This window comes from Ideonella sp., assembly GCF_036277275.1.
Taxonomy (GTDB): Bacteria; Pseudomonadota; Gammaproteobacteria; order Burkholderiales; family Burkholderiaceae_C; genus Ideonella.
Window position 1 is genome coordinate 40,044 of record NZ_DASUNH010000076.1, and the last position, 16,832, is coordinate 56,875.

Genomic DNA, 16,832 nt, shown 5'->3' on the forward strand with positions numbered 1-16,832 from the left:
CGGCACGACCGAAGGGCTTTGCTAGGATTCCCGTCCGCCGCGCGCTGCCCCGGCAGCGTGGCCACATTTGCTTACATGTACGGCCCGATCTGAACGCCACCACCATGCACCTGACCCACGCGGCCGAGCGCCAGCTCGCGATGCAGCCTTTTCTGGTGCCCGGGCTGGATGCGCTCGCCGATTGGCGCCTGGCGCTCGAGCGCGACCTGGCGACGCTGGAAGGCTTTCTGTCCCAGAGCGACTTGTTGGATCCGGTCGCTTCCAACGCGTCGCTGGCGTTGCGCCAACGGCTGGCCAGCGACAAGCTGGTGATCGCCTTCGTCGCCGAGTTCTCGCGCGGCAAGAGCGAGCTGATCAACGCGATCTTCTTTGCCGATGCCGGCCGGCGCGTGCTGCCGGCCACGCCGGGCCGCACGACGATGTGCCCGGTCGAGTTGTCATGGGACGCGCACGAGCTGCCGACCCTGGACCTGCTGCCGATCGCCACCCGGCGCGAGGCCGCTTCGCTGTCCGATTGGCGCGCCCAACGTGAACGCTGGAAGCGCCTGTCGCTGGACCCGAGCGACATGCCGGGACTGGCCCGCGCGCTGAACGAAGTCACCGCGACGCAGCTGGTGTCGATCGACGAGGCGCGCAGCCTCGGGTTGTGGTCCGACACCAACGCCTCGGACAACCCTCCGGTGCAGCCCGACGGTCGCGTCGAAGTGCCGTCCTGGCGCCACGCGATCATCAACTATCCGCACCCACTGCTGCAGCGCGGCCTGGTCGTCGTCGACACGCCGGGCCTGAACGCGATCGGTGCCGAGCCCGAACTGACGCTCGGCCTGCTGCCGAGCGCCCACGCGGCGTTGTTCGTGCTGGGCGCGGACACCGGTGTCACCCGTTCCGACCTGGACATCTGGAATGACCACCTCGGTGGCCAGGGCCTGGCCAGCTTCGTGGTGCTGAACAAGGTCGATACGCTGGCCGACCCGCTGGCCACGCCGGCCGAGCGGGAGCGTGCGATCGAGCGCCAATGCGTCGAGACCGCCAATACGCTGGGCGTGGGCCGTGACCGGGTGTTCCCGGTTTCGGCCCGGCAGGCATTGGCCGCGCGCCTGGCGGGTGACGATGCGGGCCTGGCCGAGAGCCGGCTGCCGGCACTGGAAGCCGCGCTGAACGCCGATCTGCTGCCGCAGCGGCAGATCGTGCTGGCCAAGGCGGTGATCAGTGGCGTGCAATCGCTGCTGGAGCATGCGACGCGCCGCCTGCGCGACCAGCGCCGCGCCAACGCCGAGCAGATGCTGGAGCTGCGCAGCCTGCGCGGCAAGAGCGGCGGCCGCGTGACGCAGATGCTGACGCGGGTGCAGGCCGACTCGGTCGAGTTCGAGCGCTGCACCTCGCGCCTGGCCGCGCTGCGCACGGTGCACCTGCGCATGCTGCGCGAGGCCTTGCACGCACTGTCGTCCGATCGCTTGCGCGAAGCGGTGGCCAGCCTGCAGGCGACGTTGGGCACCAGCTGGTTCAACCTGCGCGCTCGCTCGGCCTTCGAGGCCTTGTGCACGGGGCTGATCAGCCAGATCGACAAGTCGGCCCACCAGTGCGCCGAGATCAACCAGATGCTGCAGGCCTCGTTCAGCCAGCTCAACAGCGAGTTCGGCTTTTCACTCGCGCTGACGCCGCCGCCCGATCTGGCCTCGTTTCGCGAAGAGCTGCAGCTGATCGAACGTGGCTACAGCCGCTATTTCAGCGTCACCCGCGCGATCCGCATGAACGGCTCGGCGTTCTCCGAGCAGTTCCAACGCATGCTGATGTCCAAGCTGCGCGTCGTGTTCGACAACGCCTGCTCCGAGGTCGAGACCTGGAACCAGATGGCCTCGCAGCAGATCGATGGCCAGTTCCGCGATCGCCGCAAGAGCCTGAAGCGCCGCCGCGAAGCGCTTGAGCGGATCCAGCAGGCCACTGGCGAACTCGAGCAACGGTTGTCCGAAGTGGAGACCCAAGACGCGCGCCTGATGGAGCTGATCGATCGGGCCTATGTGCAGGCTGGCGAATTGCGCCAGCGCGCCGAACGAGGCCCGGAAGTGGCCGAGGCGTCCCCCGACGCGGTCGACACCGTGTCCGGTGGCGAGGCAATGCTGCAAGCCGATGGCCTGGCACTGCCGTGACCGCCGGCCGCAACAGCGGCAAGCCTGAGCCTGTCGCCGTGCCAGCCGCCCCGCTGGCCGAGCGCGTGATTGCCTGGCAGCGGCGGCATGGTCGCCATGCTTTGCCCTGGCAGCAGACACGCGATCCCTACCGGGTCTGGCTGTCGGAGATCATGCTGCAGCAGACGCAGGTCAGCACGGTGCTGGGCTACTACCAGCGCTTTCTCGAACGCTTCCCCGATGTGGCTGCGCTCGCAGCTGCGCCGGCTGACGACGTGCTGGCGCTGTGGGCGGGTTTGGGCTACTACAGCCGGGCGCGCAACCTGCACCGCTGCGCGCAGGCGGTGGTGGCCGAGCACGGCGGTGAGTTTCCGCGCAGCGCGCAGCTGCTGGCCACCTTGCCCGGCATCGGCCGCTCGACGGCTGCGGCGATTGCCGCCTTCTGTTTTGACGAACGTGTCGCCATCCTCGATGGCAACGTCAAGCGGGTGCTGACGCGCGCCCTCGGTTTTGGTGACGACCTGGCCCAGGCGCGCCACGAGAAGGTGCTGTGGGCGCGGGCCGAAGCGCTGCTGCCCGCGCCTGACGGCATGGTGGCCTACACACAAGGCTTGATGGACCTGGGTGCGACGCTGTGCTCGCAGCGTGCACCACGTTGCACGGCTTGCCCCCTGACCGACGACTGCGTCGCCAAGCGTGAAGGCCGGCCTGAGGACTACCCCGTCAAGACCCGCAAGCTCAAGCGTGGCCAGCGCGCCATCATGTTGCTGTGGCTGACGCAGGGTGACCAGGTATGGCTGGTGCGGCGCCCGGCAACGGGCATCTGGGCCGGGCTGTGGTCGCTGCCTGAGTTCGATTCGAGCGACGACCTGTGGCAGGCGCTGAGCGGCTGGCCGGGCACGAGCGAGGTGCTGCCGGGCTTCACCCATGTGCTGACCCACCTGGATTTGCTGCTGCAGCCGGTTCAGCACCGCATGCCGACCAGCGCGCAGCGAGAAGCGGCGCTGAAAGAGCGTTGGCCGGACGGCCGATGGGTCGAGCGTCGCGAGTTGGCCGCGTTCGGCCTGCCCGCGCCAGTCACGCGACTGCTGGGCCGTTCAGATCAGCTGTTTGCTGCGCAGGAACTCGTCGACCAAACCGAGCCGCTGTAGCGGATCGGTCAAGGCCATCAGCTGCTGGCGCGCGGCCAGCGGCACCGGCAGCAGCTCGCACCAGCGGTTGGCCACCCAGCCGGCATCGTCAAAGTGCTGCTCTTCGGGCAGATCGGCTTCGGGCCGCTGGGCGAGCGCTGCGTAGGCACGCTGCAGCGCCTGCACCGCGTCGGCAAAGCGCTCGCCAGGAGGCTCGGGCGGGTCGTCCGGCAACAGCGTCACGCCATTGGCTTGCCACAGGCCGTCGCGGTTTTCTTGCAGAGTGGTCCATTGAAAGCGAGCGCCGCCGGCGCAGCGCACCTTCAGCACGCCGGGGCTCATCGCATCGACCTCCACCAGGTGTGCCAGCACGCCCATCGGCTCGAAGCGGGTGGTGACTGCGGCACCACCCGGCCTGCGCACCTCGCCGCCCTGCAACAGGCACACGACGCCGAAGGGCTGCTGCTCGCGCATGCAGCTGGACACGAGGTCGAGGTAACGCGCCTCGAACACCTTCAACGGCAGCCGGCCACCGGGAAACAACACGGTGCGCAGCGGAAACAGCGCCAGCGGGTCAGGCGCCTGGGCCAAGGTCATCGGTGCACCCTTGGGCCTGCGGCCCTGTCCCTCCGGGAGGGAATGAGCCCCTTCGGGCGGCCGTGCGGGGCTCATACACGTTCATCCAGCTCGCGGTGGCGGCGCAGCGTGGCCACGCGGCCCGCAAAGCGCTTGGCCAGCTGTTCGACAAAATAGACCGAGCGGTGCTGACCGCCGGTGCAGCCGATGCATACGGTCAGGTAGCTGCGCTGGTCCTGCTCGAACGAGGGCAACCAGCGTCGCACGAAGCCCTCGATCTGCGTCAGCATCTCGCCGACTTCGGGCTGTTCCTGCAGGTAGGTCGCCACCGGTTCGTCACGCCCTGTCAATGGCCGCAGCTCGCGGATGTAGAAGGGGTTCGGCAGCACCCGCACGTCGAACACCAGGTCGGCATCCAGCGGCACGCCGTGCTTGAAGGCGAATGATTCGAAAACCAGCGTCAGCCGGCTGCTGGTGGCGTTGACCAGCTCGCGCAGCCACAGCCGCAGCTGGGCCGGGCGCAGCTGCGAGGTGTCCAGCACGGTGGAGCGCTCCCGCAGTTCGGCCATCAACTGCTGCTCGAGCTCGATTGCTTCGACCAGGGCGCGGTGCGGATCGCCCTCATGGTTGGGCGCGCTCAGCGGGTGGGGGCGGCGCGTTTCCGAGAAACGCTTGACCAGCGCCTCGGTGCTGGCGTTGAGGAACACGCTGCGCACGCCGACGCCCTCGGCGCGCAACTGGTCCAGCACCGGCAGCAGATGTGGCAACGAGCCGGCGGTGCGGACATCGACCGCAATCGCCATGCGGCGCACGCCGTGGCCGCTTTCGACGCGGATGAACTCGCGCAGCAGCTCGGGTGGCAGGTTGTCGACGCAGAAATAGCCGGCGTCTTCCAGCGCATGCAACGCCACCGATTTGCCGGAGCCGGAGATACCGGTGACCAGCACGACCTCGCGCGTGTCGGGCGCTGCTTCAGGGGCCGCCGCAGCGGGGGTTTCGGAATCGCTCATGGCGAAGGCTTCGCGCGGGCTGCGCGCGGCGTCTCGTGCACCGCCCGCTGGATCAGCTCTTGCGCGTGGGCCAGGCTGGTGCCGGACTGGCGGTCGCCGCCCAGCATGCGTGCCACCTCGGCCACGCGGACCTCGCCATGCACAGGTGCGATCTGGCTCAGCGTCTGGCCACGTTCGGTGGCCTTGGCGACGACGAAGTGGCAATCGGCACAGGCGGCGACCTGCGGCAGGTGGGTCACTGCCAGCACCTGCGCGCTGCGCCCCAACTGCTTCATCAACCGGCCGACGGAATCGGCGACCGTGCCGCCGACGCCGGAGTCGATCTCGTCGAAGATCAGCGTGGCCGGGCTGCTGGGTGCGTTCGCACCAGCCTGGCGCGACTGCGCCGTGGTCACCGCAATGGCGAGCGCCAGGCGTGACAGCTCACCGCCCGACGCGACCTTGCCCAGCGGCCGCGGCGCGCTGCCGGCATGGCCTGCGACGAGGAATTCGATGGTTTCCAGGCCGAATGACTGTGGCTCGTCGATGGTACTCAGGGCGACTTCGAAACGGCCGCCGGCCATGCCCAACTGCTGCATCGCTTCTGTGACGCGCTGCGCCAGCGGTTTGGCGGCCTTGTGGCGCGCAGCGCTGACGGCCTTGGCCTCCTTGTGCCAGGCCGTGCGCGCGTCGGCGACGCGTTGCTCCAGCCCGGCCAGGTCGGCGGCCTCGTCCAGCACCTGCAGCGAGGCCCGCCACTCGGCCAGCAACGCGGCCAGCGTTTCGGGTGGGCGGCGGTAGCGGCGCGCCAGGCTCAGCCACGCGGACATGCGGTTGTCCAGCTCGGCCAGGCGGGCAGGGTCCAGCTCGGTGCGCGACAGGTAGGCGTTCAGCGTGTGGGCCGCGTCTTCCAGTTGGGCTTGCGCGCCCTGCAGCACCTCGAGCACCGGCGCGAGCCGCGGGTCGTACTCGGCTACGCCTTCGAGCGCCGCCAGCGCCCGGGCCACGCGGCGCGACGCGTTGTCGTCGTCATCGCCCGACACCGCACGCGCGGCCTGGCCGGCGCCGTCCAGCAGGGCTTGCGCATGGGCCAGGCGTTGGTGTTCGGTGTTCAGCTCCGGCCATTCGTCGTCGCCGGGCGCCAGCCGCTCGAGCTCACCGATTTGCCACTGCAGCCGTTCTCGTTCGCTCGCCAGTTCACCTTGGCGGGTGCGGGCAGCGTCCAACGTCTGGCTGGCGGCCCGCCAGTGGTCGAAGGCAGCGACCATCGGGCGGGTGTCGACGCCCGCCTGTTCGTCGAGCAGTGCACGTACGGAGGCGGGCCGTGTCAGCCCTTGCCATGCGTGCTGGCCGTGGATGTCGATCAGGTGGTCGGCCACCTCGCGCAGCTGGGCGGCGGTGGCGGCGCTGCCGTTGATGAAGCCCCGGCTGCCGCCCTTGGCGTCGACGATGCGGCGCAGCAGCAGCGTGCCGTCGGCGCTGTCGAAACCGGCCTCGTCCAGCCAGCCGGAAAGCGTCGGCGGCAGATCGAACGCGGCGGTGATCTCGGCCCGGGCGGCGCCGTCACGCACGACATGGTTTTCTGCGCGCGCGCCGAGCGCCAGCTGCAACGCGTCGATCAGGATCGATTTGCCGGCGCCGGTTTCGCCGGTCAGCACCGAGAAGCCGGCGTCGAATTCGACGTCCAGCGCGCTGACGATGACGAAATCCTTGAGGGTGAGGCTCTTGAGCATGGGAGGAAGAAAGTCAGACGGCGCCGGGCCGCCCCAAGGCGGCTGAGCACCCCCTCGGGGGGCGGGCGCGAAGCGACCTGGGGGCTGTCATCACACGCCTTCGTACCAGCGCAGCTTGCGCCGCAGCGTGGCGTAGTAGCTCCAGCCGCGCGGGTGCAGAAAGCGCACGGTCTGGGCCGAGCGGCGCACCCGCACCTGGTCGCCATGCAGCAGGCTGGCCAGGCGGTGCATGTCGAAATTGGCGCTGCAGTCGCGGCCGGCGACGATGGTGACGGTCACGTCCTGCCCGTCGGGCAGCACGATTGGCCGGTTGGACAAGGTGTGCGAGGCGATCGGCAGCATCACCCAGCCGGCGATGGCCGGGTGCAGGATCGGGCCGCCGGCCGACAGCGCATACGCCGTCGAGCCGGTGGGCGACGCGATGATCAGGCCGTCGGCGCGGATGTTGGCGACGAATTCGTCGCCGACGTCGATGCGAAGCTCGACCATGCTCGCGGTGTTGCCGCGGCTGACCACCACGTCGTTCAGCGACAGGCCTTCGAAGATGTTCTCGCCGTCGCGCCAGACCTCGCCTTCGATCATCGCGCGGCGTTCTTCCTCGTAGTCGCCTTGCATCATCGGGCCCAGCGCTTCGGCCCAGTCGGCCGCGCGGATGTCGGTGATGAAACCGAGCCGGCCCTGGTTGATGCCGACCAATGGCAGGTTGTAGAAGGCGAGTTCGCGCGCGATGCCGAGCATCGTGCCATCGCCGCCGACGACCACCGCGATGTCGCAGCGCTCGCCGAGTTCGGCGGCCGTCCACGCCCCGTGGTCGGCCCAGTCGGTGTTCAAGGCGGTTTCGCGCTCGACAGACACCTCCATGCCTTGGCGGATCAGGAACTCGGCGAGGCTTTGCAGCATCGGGCGGATGCCCTGGGCCTGGTACTTGCCTATCAACGCAGCGTGGCGAAAGCGATTGGGCATGGCCCTGGTCTGGTTCAAGAGGGTGCGAAGAATTACACCACAGGGGCTTTCGCGCGACAGGGTGACCAAGGCCCCCTGTCCGTACAATGATTTCATGCTCGACGAGCGCTCAAGATCCCTGCTGAAGACCCTGGTTGAACGGTACATCGCCGACGGCCAGCCGGTGGGCTCGCGCACGCTGTCCAAAGCATCGGGGCTCGAGCTGTCGCCGGCGACCATCCGCAACGTGATGGCCGATCTCGAAGAACTGGGCCTGATCGTCAGCCCGCATACCTCGGCCGGCCGCATTCCGACCGCGCGTGGTTACCGGCTTTTCGTCGACACGATGCTGACGACCCGTGCGCTCGACCTGAGCCAGACCCCGCCCGACCTGGTGGCCGCGCGCGACCAACTGCACCCCGACCAGCCGCAGCGTGTGATCGCGCAGGCGGCGCAGCTGCTGTCCAACCTGTCCAGCTTCGTCGGCGTGGTGACCGCGCCGAAGAAGCCCAGCGTGTTCCGCCACATCGAGTTCCTTCGCCTGGGCGAAAAGCGGGTGCTGGTGATCCTGGTGGCACCGGACGGCGACGTGCAGAACCGCGTCATCTTCACGGCCCACGACCCGACCCAGAGCGAGCTGGTCGAAGCCAGCAACTACCTGAACGCGCACTACGCCGGCCTGACGATCGAGGAGGTGCGCGAGCGGCTGAAAGGCGAGATCGACGCGTTGCGCGGCGAGATCGCCGGCCTGATGCAGGCGGCGGTGCAACTGGGCACCGATGCGATGGAAGAGAACCAGGACCAGGTTGTCGTCAGCGGCGAGCGCAACCTGCTGGGCGTGCAGGACTTCGGCCACGACATGGGCTCCTTGCGCAAACTCTTCGACCTGTTCGAGCAGAAGACGCAGCTGATGCGTTTGCTCGACACCTCCAGCCGCGCCGAGGGTGTGCGCATCTTCATCGGTGGCGAAAGCCGCGTCGTGCCGTTCGAAGAGCTGTCGGTGGTGTCGGCGCCGTACGAAGTCGACGGCCAGGTCGTCGGCACGCTCGGTGTCATCGGCCCGACGCGCATGGCCTACGACCGCATGATCCAGATCGTCGACATCACGTCGCGTCTGGTCGGCCATGCGTTGTCGCAGCGCTAGGGTCGAGACGGCTGTCGCCACCTAGAATCACGCTCTTGCGCGAACGACGGGCCGTTAGCTCAGTTGGTTAGAGCAGAGGACTCATAATCCTTTGGTCGCTGGTTCGAGCCCAGCACGGCCTACCAGTCTTCATGCGTTATTGCGGGCGAGCGGGTGCTCATATCGAGCACCGGATCCAGACCGTTCAGGTCATCGTCGCCAGCAGCACCGCCTGTATCAGATAGTGCCGCTTGTCGGCCATGGGCGCGTCGCCAGCGAGTCGCCATGCGAGCTCGGCACTGGCGTGTGACGGCAATGCCAGTCCGTCGTACACCGGAATGCCCGCTGTACGCGCCAGCTGGTCCACCAGCGACGGCGGCAAGCCCTGGCACTCGACGGCGTCGTACAGCCGCCCCAGCATGCGTGCCGTGTCCTGCACCTCGCTCGGCGTGCTGTCGGGCGTGAAGGCCGATCGGATCGGCGCCACGTGGGCGCCGAGTTCGTGAGCGGCATTGCAGAAGCGCAGGGCGTCATCCATGTCGTCGGTACCGCGCAGCAGCCCCAGTTTCTTGCCGCGCAGCATTGGCCGCGGCTCCCCGGTCTGGGCAGCGCGCTGCAACAGGTGAGCCGTATCGAGCAGCGCCTGGTGGTCGAGTCGCGCTGGCTGCGCGGCGTCGGCGTGGCCGATCGGGAGGGGCGGGCGCATGGCGTGAGCGGGGCGATCTGGGTGGCGGGAATCTGGAGTGAAGCCTAGGGCCGCAACGAGGCCTGGCATTGATGCCGGTCAAGCCCCGGCGGTTCGATTCGTGGTGATACGAAGCTGACATACGGCGTTCACGCTGCGTTACCGAGCGACGCCGGCGGTTGATATGCCGTTGTCGGGCGCTGCCTAGCATTCATTCATCGCCCACACTGCCACCTGCCAGGAGTCCACATGCTCAGCACTGCCACGCCGCACCGCGCCCCAACCCTGTCTGCCCTGGCTGCCACGATTCGGCTGCCGCAGAGCGATGCCGGCGCCAACCAGCGCGCGAGCCAGGCCACGGCCGATACGTTGAAGCTGCTGAATGACACGCTGGCACCCCAGCGCCGGGTGGTGCATGCCGGCGACGTCATCTACCAGGCGGGCGAGCGCTTCGGCAACCTCTTCATCCTGAACTCGGGCTTCTTCAAGATCGTCACGCTGTCGCCCGACGGGCGTGAGCAGGTCGTTGGCCTGAAGTTTCGCGGCGACTGGTTGGGCTTCGACGGCATCGCCAACAACCAGTACTCGTGCGACGCGGTCGCGATGGACGTCGGCGAGGTCTGGATCGTTCGCTACGACGCGCTGCTTGCCGCCTGTGCCTCAAAGCCGGCGCTGCTGACGGTGCTGCACGAGGCGATGAGCCGCGAAATCGCCCGCGACCGGGACTCGCTGATGTCGGTCTGCACGCTGCCGGCCGACGCGCGGGTGGCAGACTTCCTGCGCTACTGGGCCGAGTCGCTGGCCAAGCGCGGCCTGCGCACCGACCAGATCACGCTGCGGATGACCCGTGCCGAGATCGGCAACTACCTCGGCATGACGCTGGAAACCGTGAGCCGCGCGCTGTCCAAGCTGGCGCGCGACAAGCTGATCCACTTCGTCGAAAAGGGCCGCCGCGACATCCACATCCCCGAGGTCGATGCGCTGAGCGAGTTCATCCAGGGATGCTTGGCGCCGACCACCACCCCGGTGCTGCAGTAAAACCCCCGGCGTCACGCTGGCGAGAGCCGTGTCGCCCGTCCCCCAGCGCGTTGATGGCGCCGGCCTCGTCTCGGCCCGCGCCCGTGTCAGGGCACGAGCAGAACGGGCAAGCGCAGGCGGGCGAGTACGCGGGTAGCCACCGATCCCAGCACGGCATTCACGAGTGCCGAGTGTCCGTGCGTGCCCATCACCACCAGGTCGAACCTGCCCTCCTGGGCGACCTTGGCGATCACGTCGCCGGGGTGGCCCACGTCCATCCGCGTTTCGAGCGACCAGTGGTTCTGGGCCGCGAACTTGCGCACCGGCGCCAGGATCGCCTCGCCGTCGCTCTCGTACCAACTGTCGATGGTGTCTTGAGGAAGCAGCGTAGAGGCATGGGCGGACGTCGGCGCCACCACGGTCAGGGCCGTGTAGGCATGGTCGGGTCCGAGCAATTCGTCATGCGCCGCGATGTAAGCCAGCATGCGCTGGGTGGTGAGGCTGCCATCAACGGCCAAAAGAATCTTCACGACGGCTCCTCGGCTTGCAGGTTGTACATGCGGCCATCGTGCAGACTGGGAGGCCGCCGGAATTGAGAAAAGTCAAATGACAGCCCGGCCATGCCTGTGAGGGGCCGGCCCGGTCGCGCTGGACCGGATCGAGCCTGTCCGGGCCCGACGTGGTGGCCTGGATGGAAGGCTCAACGGGGTGCCGCGGGTTTCAAGCCAGCCGGGTTGTACTGGTTGTGCGCGTTCCACAACATCCACCCATCGGTCCCCGCGGCTTCGGCCGCATCGATCTGTGCCCGGATCTCGTCGGCGTCGAACTCACGGCGGTCGAAAGCGTAATCGCGAAAGGCTTGCAACCAGGGCCGAAAGCGCACGCCGCTGACCTTGGTGCGCTGGATCGCACGCAGCAATGAACGGTGCACGATCTCGTACGGCGCGGCCACCGGCTGCGTGTAACCGGGGATGCCGAAGCTGAAGCCCGACGGGTAGAGCATCGGTGACAGCACATCCACGTGACGGATGATGGCCTCCAGCTGCTGCCCGATGCGGGTGTCGTTCTCGTTCCAACAGATGTAGCCGAACACGTCGGCCGCGATGGCGACGTTGTAGAGCATGAGCCGATTGCGTGCACCGTCGAGAAAGCCGTTGATCGCGGCGATGCGGCCCGGTTCGTCGTCGGCTTGCGAGAAGCGCAGGCCCGTGGCATCGGGAAAGCGCACGTAGTCGAACTGCACCTCGTCGAAGCCCAGGCGTGCGGCCTCTTCGGCCACGTCGAGGCTGAAGTCCCAGGCCTCGGTGCGGAAAGGGTCGATCCACGCCAGGTCTTCACGGTCGCTCCAGACCGCGCCGCTGGCGTTGCGCACCGCCCATTCGGGGCGCGCATTCGCGAGCCGGTCGTCCTTGAACACGACGATGCGGGCGATCAGGTACAGCCCGCGGGCATGCAACTGCTCGACCATCGACGCCATGTCGCGCACGGTGATGGGGGTCTGGGCGCCGAGGCCGGCCGCGGCGTAAGCGGCGCTCGGGTAGGGCACGATGCTGCGGTCGCCCTTGATGTCGATCACCAGTGCATTCACCTCGGTGTTGTCGGCCAGCGCCAGCGCGGCGTTGCGCAGGCCCGCATCGCCGATGCCGTAAGCCGAGAGGTACAGCGCCTTTGGGTGGAACGGCGTCAGCGCGATGCGCAGCCCGCTCTGGCCGGGCAATACGGCGCGCAACTCGCGTCGGTAACCAGGGGCCCGGGCCGACAACGTGGCCGCCGCGCCGGGCAGGTCGAAGCTGCCCTGCTCGTTCGTCACTGCCCATTGGGTGCCGGCAACGACGCGCGCTCGCGCGATCGGCTCGCCGGTGGTCGAATCGACCACCCGGCCTTCGAGCGCCGACACGGCGGTGCAGGCCAGTGCGAAGGCGAGGGCGGTCATGTGGCGCGCGATCGCTGCAAAGCGGTAGGTCATCGGTCTTGGTCGGTGGAGAAAGCCTGTTCGAGCAGACCGGTCAGGCGTTCGGCGTCTACCGCGTCGGTCATCAGGTGGCGAGGCAGGGCTTGCAGGTCATCCTGGCGCGACACGTGGCGGTTGCCGAGCGCAAACGAGGCTTCGTAGCCCAACCGGCTGGCCAGCAACATCAGGCCGGCGTCGGTCATGCCGAAGGGCCAGGCCAGCAGCGTGGGCGAGACGCCCAGCCGGTCGCGCAAGCGGTCTCGGCTCATCACCAGCTGTTGGGTGGCGAAGCGCTCGAAGTCGGCCGGCGTGCGGGCGCGGCGTTCGCGCAGCAGGTGAGGGTGCCAGTAGGTGTGCGATTCGATGCGGTAGCCGCCGCCGGCCCGCAGCGCCGCCAGTTGGTCCCACGTCATCGCGTAGGCCGCGTTCGAGACGGCGGACGGATAGACGAACAGCGTGACCGGCCATCCGGTGTCGCGCAGCATCGGTGCCATCACCTCGGCCTGGCTGCGATGCGCATCGTCGGCCGTCAGCGCCACGGCCCGCGGCGGCAACTGGCCCCCGCCGTTTCGCCAGCTGACCACGTCAGCCAGGGGGATGACGGTGCAGCGCAGGTTCTGCAGCACACGCAGATGCGCGGCGAAGGTGGATTCGCGCACCGTCATGCTGTCCACCACCGATGCAGCGAACCGATGATAGACGAGCACCGGAACGCGGGGCGAGGGTGGCGCCGCGGCGGCCGCCAAGGGCCTGGCCACGGCGGCGGCGCCCAGCAGCGCAAGAAGGCGGCGGCGACTGCCAGTCGGCCGTTCGGCGTTGCGCCCCGGCGCTGTGCGGTGTGCGGTCACTCCTTGCCGCGCACGAGCAACACCGGCACGGGCGCCAGGCGCAGGATCTGCTCGGCATCGCTGCCGATGAACAGCCTGCCGATGCCGCGGCGGCCGTGGGTGCCGATGACGATCAGGTCCGCTTTCCATCGCTTGGCCTCGGCCACGACGACGTCACACACCCGGCCGGAGATGTTGTCGAACAGTTGCGTGTCGGCACTGCGACCGGCCGCTTCCACGCACGCTTTGGCCGCATCGAGCGTGGCCTGGCCACCCTCTTTGAGTTGCGCCAGGATCTCGGGCGACAACGCCATGCCGGCGTACGGCGTGGCGGCGAAGGCCCACATGTCCACCACATGCAGCAACTTGATCTTGGCGCCGGTCAACCGGGCCAGCTTGATGGCCTCTTCAAGACCCTGGTTGGAAGTGGCGCTTCCATCGACGGGAACGAGAATTCTTTCGTACATGGCAAGAGCCTTGTTCGGGTGGCTGCTTCAGGCGGTGGCCTCGATGACCGGCGGCACCAGCATCACGGGCATCGGGCTGTGGCGCGATACCTGCTCGGCCACGCTGCCCAGCACGGCACGGCGAACACCGCTGCGGCCATGCGTGCCGATCACGATCAGCCCACACCCCGCCTTGACGGCGGTCTCAACGATGCTGCCGGGGGCGTCCACGATCGCGGTACACACTTCGGTGCGGCTTGCCACATCCGCCGCCTCGGCCAGCTCAACGCCCTTGCCGAGCATCTGCTCGGCCGCATGGCGACGACGCGCGATCTGATCGTCCAGCGGCTCGCTGGCGGCAAGTTGTCGCACCGTCGGGAAATCGTCGATCACGTACAGCAGGATCAGCTGGGTGTCGTGTCCGCTGGCGAGTCGGATCGCCTCCCGCAGGCCGCGCTCCGCTGTGTCGCTGCCATCCATGGGAACCAGGATGCGCTTGTACATGGACATGGGGCCTCCGAATCAAACCTGTGACGTGATTCTTCGGCCGGCTGACACCGGGCCGCTTGATCCATCTCAAGCTGGTCGACGCGGCCCCACTCTCCAGGCCGTGGGCACGACCACCGGGGCAGCACGACTACGACGGCAGCACCTTGCGCATGCCCTCGAGAAATCGCTCGAAGTCGATCGGCTTCGTCCAGTAGTCCACCGCCCCGACTTCGCGGGCGGTCGCCACGTCTTCGGTCACCGCACTGGCTGACAACGCGATCACCACCAGGTTGCGCGTGGCGGGATCGGCCTTCAGGCGCCTGAGCACGTCGAGACCGGCCATGTCCGGCAACTGCATGTCGAGCAGGATGACATCGGGTTGCAGGTCGCGCGCACGTTCCAGGCCGCTGGCACCGTCCGGGGCGACCACCAGCCGGATTTCGGGCCAGCGGGTGAGCACCTGCTCCACGATCGTGGCGTTGGTGGGGTTGTCCTCGATGTAGAGAACCGTGCCGACCGGATGGGCTACGTGCGACGACGATGCCGGTGCGCCGGTCGGCCTTTGACCGGGCGGGTATCCGGGTGGGCGAATGTCGGTTGCCGGCAGCGCGACGCGCACGCAGGTGCCTCGGTCGGGCTCGCTGTCGACCGCCAGGTCACCGCCCATCAAGGTCACCAACTGCTGCACGAGCACCAGGCCGATGCCGGTGCCTTCGACGCCGGTGTTCTCGCGGCCCAGGCGGTTGAAGGGTTGGAAGAGCTGCGCCTTTTGCTGCTCGGTCATGCCCAGGCCGTTGTCGCGCACCAGGATGTGAATGAAGGCTTCATCGCGCACCAGCTCCAGCCGGACCCAGCCTCCGGGCCGGTTGTACTTGATCGCGTTGGACACCAGGTTCAGCAGGACCTGCCGCAGACGATCGGGATCGGTGTGCAACTGAAACCGGCACGCCGGGGAAAACGCCTCTTCCAGGCGCACCTTGTACCGCGAGGCCTGGGGTTGGCTGATGCTCAGCACGCTGCGCAGCAGCGCACACAGGTCGAAGTCGCGCGCGTCGATGGCCATACGCCCCGATTCAATGCGACTCACGTCGAGCATCTCGTCAATCAGCGTGCGCAGGTGCTCGCCGGCTTGAAGCACCAAGTCGATCTGTGCCTGGTGCCGCGGCGCCAGGGGGTCACGCGTGTCCGCGCGCATCAGCTGGGCAAAGCCGAGCACGGCGTTCAACGGGGTGCGCAACTCATGGCTGATCTGCGACAGGAATTGGGTCTTCGCGCTGTTGGCGGCTTCGGCCGCGGCGCTGGCCAGCTGCGCCCTCTCGGCTTGGCGAAGCTGGGTCACGTCGCGCGCGGTTACGGTCATCAGCAGGCCGTCGCCTTCGCCGGACCGCGAAATCGACGCCTCCATCGGAAAGACCTCGCCATTGGCTCGCTGGCCCTGCAACTCGCGGGGGCGTCCCATGAAGCGGGAAACCTCTCCCTTGGCGGCAAAGCCGACCATGCGCTGGTGGTGGCCGGCGCGGTATTCCACGGGCACGAAACGGTCCAGCGGCTGGCCGATGGCGTCCTCCGGCGCGACGCCGAACATCTGGGCCGCCGCGCGGTTGAAAACCACCACCTCGAAGCGTGCGTTCACCGTGATGATCGCGTCCAGTGCCGTCTCGACGATGCTCGACAGCTGCAGTTGCCGTTCCTGGGCCAGGCGTTCCGCGCAGATACGACCTTCTTCACGGTCCAGGTTCTCGAGAGCGAAACACAGGTCTTCCACCATCTGTTCGATGAGTGCGACCTGCTCGTCGTCGAAGGCTCCGGCCTGATCGAAGTACAAGTTGAGCGCCCCCACGGCCTGGCCACGGCGGAAGATCGGAAACGCCGCCGCCGACTTGACGCCGAATGCGTCGGCGTGGGCGCGCCACGGTTTGGTGCAGTCGTCGGCCAGGTAGTCGTTGCAGATGTAGGGTGCACCTCGGACGAAGGCCAGTGCTGTCGGCCCGCCACCCTGCTCGCCACCGGCTTCCGGCACACGTATCTCGAGCCCTTCGACGTATCGCCGCGCCGATTCGCTCCACGCCACCGGAACGATCAGGTCTTTGTCCCGCAGCCCCACCCAGGCCATCGTGGCCCCGCTCGACGTGACGGCAATGTCGCAAATGGTGGTGTACAGCGCTCGCGGGTCCTTCAAGTGGATGGATGCCCGATTCATGTCGGACAACGCCCGATAGAAGCCGCGAAGGCGGCGCAGTTGCGAAGCCTCCACGGACGATGCTTGACCGGGAGCCGGAACGAGGCGAATGACATTCATGTGGGGGTACCGTTGACTGACCCAATTTGCCGTTGCCATCGCCACCGCTGTTTGACGGCGGTCAAGAAATGTTTCGTTACATGGCGCGCCGCTCACCTGCGCGTCGTCTTCATTCGCTTCGCAAGGGCCGCTTTGCGTTGGCGCAAGCCCCGCGATGAAACCGGGCGCTACCTTGCTGTGACCCGAACGGGATCGAGGCCCCTGCGCATTTCGTCAACTTGGACGCTTCAAGGAACTGGTCATGATTGGACGCCGGACGCAAGACTTTCCTCCTGGTCTTCAGGGAGGTCTCGAGCATGACGCCGAGGACCATCGCCTGGGTGAAGCCGGCCAGACCGGCCCGGAGTCACCCGGCGACGTCAACCGGGGCCACCCGGAGCAGCGCGACCCCAAGGCGGAAGAACAAAAGCCCGTCGAACCCGCGCCCTAGCCGGTTTTGCCGGGCAGGCGCCGCACGATATTGGCGCTGCAGAGCGGGCTTGTGTTGGCCTCGCTCAAG

16 protein-coding genes and 1 tRNA gene are annotated in these 16,832 nt (G+C 67.9%); 6 read left to right on the forward strand and 11 right to left on the reverse strand.

All coding sequences use genetic code 11. From position 1 onward, the window contains the following. The first annotated feature begins 104 nt into the window (after positions 1-104). Both VFY73_RS13340 and mutY read left to right on the forward strand, forming a co-directional pair. Positions 105-2,147 (forward strand): dynamin family protein, encoded by a 2,043-nt coding sequence (locus tag VFY73_RS13340; protein ID WP_329719454.1) that lies wholly within the window; start codon positions 105-107, stop codon positions 2,145-2,147. Beyond that, complete coding sequence (gene mutY / locus VFY73_RS13345) at positions 2,144-3,277, forward strand: A/G-specific adenine glycosylase (protein WP_329719456.1); 1,134 nt, start codon at positions 2,144-2,146, stop codon at positions 3,275-3,277. The genes VFY73_RS13340 and mutY overlap by 4 nt, the downstream gene beginning before the upstream one ends. Here mutY and VFY73_RS13350 read toward each other — a convergent pair. From VFY73_RS13350 to VFY73_RS13365, 4 genes are all read right to left on the reverse strand, one after another. Then, positions 3,224-3,853, reverse strand: a complete 630-nt coding sequence (locus VFY73_RS13350; RefSeq protein WP_329719458.1) for an LON peptidase substrate-binding domain-containing protein — start codon at positions 3,851-3,853, stop codon at positions 3,224-3,226. The genes mutY and VFY73_RS13350 overlap by 54 nt on opposite strands. Before the next feature lie 71 nt (positions 3,854-3,924). Then, a complete protein-coding gene (gene rapZ / locus VFY73_RS13355; RefSeq protein ID WP_329719460.1) occupies positions 3,925-4,842 on the reverse strand; it encodes an RNase adapter RapZ in 918 nt (305 codons plus the stop codon). Beyond that, positions 4,839-6,554 carry a DNA repair protein RecN gene (recN, locus tag VFY73_RS13360; RefSeq protein ID WP_329719462.1) on the reverse strand — a complete coding sequence of 572 codons (1,716 nt, stop codon included), beginning with the start codon at positions 6,552-6,554 and terminating at the stop codon, positions 4,839-4,841. Before recN ends, rapZ begins: the two co-directional genes overlap by 4 nt. A gap of 90 nt (positions 6,555-6,644) precedes the next feature. Further along, positions 6,645-7,517, reverse strand: a complete 873-nt coding sequence (locus tag VFY73_RS13365; protein ID WP_329719464.1) for an NAD kinase — start codon at positions 7,515-7,517, stop codon at positions 6,645-6,647. A gap of 94 nt (positions 7,518-7,611) precedes the next feature. Between VFY73_RS13365 and hrcA the strand changes: the two genes are divergently transcribed. Beyond that, a complete protein-coding gene (gene hrcA, locus VFY73_RS13370; protein WP_329719466.1) occupies positions 7,612-8,640 on the forward strand; it encodes a heat-inducible transcriptional repressor HrcA in 1,029 nt (342 codons plus the stop codon). A 48-nt stretch (positions 8,641-8,688) separates the two neighbouring features. Further along, positions 8,689-8,765 (forward strand) — tRNA-Ile (locus tag VFY73_RS13375). 59 nt (positions 8,766-8,824) lie between these two features. On the opposite strand, the gene VFY73_RS13380 is transcribed toward VFY73_RS13375, so the two are convergent. Further along, complete coding sequence (locus tag VFY73_RS13380; RefSeq protein WP_329719468.1) at positions 8,825-9,325, reverse strand: ornithine carbamoyltransferase; 501 nt, start codon at positions 9,323-9,325, stop codon at positions 8,825-8,827. 228 nt (positions 9,326-9,553) lie between these two features. On the opposite strand from VFY73_RS13380, the gene VFY73_RS13385 reads away from it, so the two are divergent. Beyond that, positions 9,554-10,342, forward strand: a complete 789-nt coding sequence (locus VFY73_RS13385) for a Crp/Fnr family transcriptional regulator (RefSeq protein WP_329719470.1) — start codon at positions 9,554-9,556, stop codon at positions 10,340-10,342. 86 nt (positions 10,343-10,428) lie between these two features. Here VFY73_RS13385 and VFY73_RS13390 read toward each other — a convergent pair whose 3' ends face one another. The 6 genes from VFY73_RS13390 to VFY73_RS13415 all read right to left on the reverse strand — a co-directional run bounded on the left by VFY73_RS13390 (position 10,429) and on the right by VFY73_RS13415 (position 16,234). Continuing rightward, a complete protein-coding gene (locus VFY73_RS13390) occupies positions 10,429-10,851 on the reverse strand; it encodes a universal stress protein (RefSeq protein ID WP_329719472.1) in 423 nt (140 codons plus the stop codon). A 170-nt stretch (positions 10,852-11,021) separates the two neighbouring features. Then, the gene (locus tag VFY73_RS13395; protein WP_414654453.1) at positions 11,022-12,287 is read right to left on the reverse strand and encodes a putative glycoside hydrolase; all 1,266 of its coding nucleotides are present in this window, start codon (positions 12,285-12,287) and stop codon (positions 11,022-11,024) included. Then, a complete protein-coding gene (locus VFY73_RS13400; RefSeq protein ID WP_329719565.1) occupies positions 12,284-12,937 on the reverse strand; it encodes a polysaccharide deacetylase family protein in 654 nt (217 codons plus the stop codon). Before VFY73_RS13400 ends, VFY73_RS13395 begins: the two co-directional genes overlap by 4 nt. Before the next feature lie 179 nt (positions 12,938-13,116). Continuing rightward, the gene (locus tag VFY73_RS13405) at positions 13,117-13,566 is read right to left on the reverse strand and encodes a universal stress protein (RefSeq protein ID WP_329719474.1); all 450 of its coding nucleotides are present in this window, start codon (positions 13,564-13,566) and stop codon (positions 13,117-13,119) included. A 27-nt stretch (positions 13,567-13,593) separates the two neighbouring features. Next, positions 13,594-14,055 (reverse strand): universal stress protein, encoded by a 462-nt coding sequence (locus VFY73_RS13410; protein WP_329719476.1) that lies wholly within the window; start codon positions 14,053-14,055, stop codon positions 13,594-13,596. Positions 14,056-14,182: 127 nt separating this feature from the next. Then, positions 14,183-16,234: an ATP-binding protein gene (locus VFY73_RS13415; protein ID WP_329719478.1), complete on the reverse strand. Its 2,052-nt coding sequence runs from the start codon at positions 16,232-16,234 to the stop codon at positions 14,183-14,185. A 340-nt stretch (positions 16,235-16,574) separates the two neighbouring features. On the opposite strand from VFY73_RS13415, the gene VFY73_RS13420 reads away from it, so the two are divergent. Beyond that, positions 16,575-16,763: a hypothetical protein gene (locus VFY73_RS13420; RefSeq protein WP_329719480.1), complete on the forward strand. Its 189-nt coding sequence runs from the start codon at positions 16,575-16,577 to the stop codon at positions 16,761-16,763. The last annotated feature ends 69 nt before the right edge of the window (positions 16,764-16,832 follow it).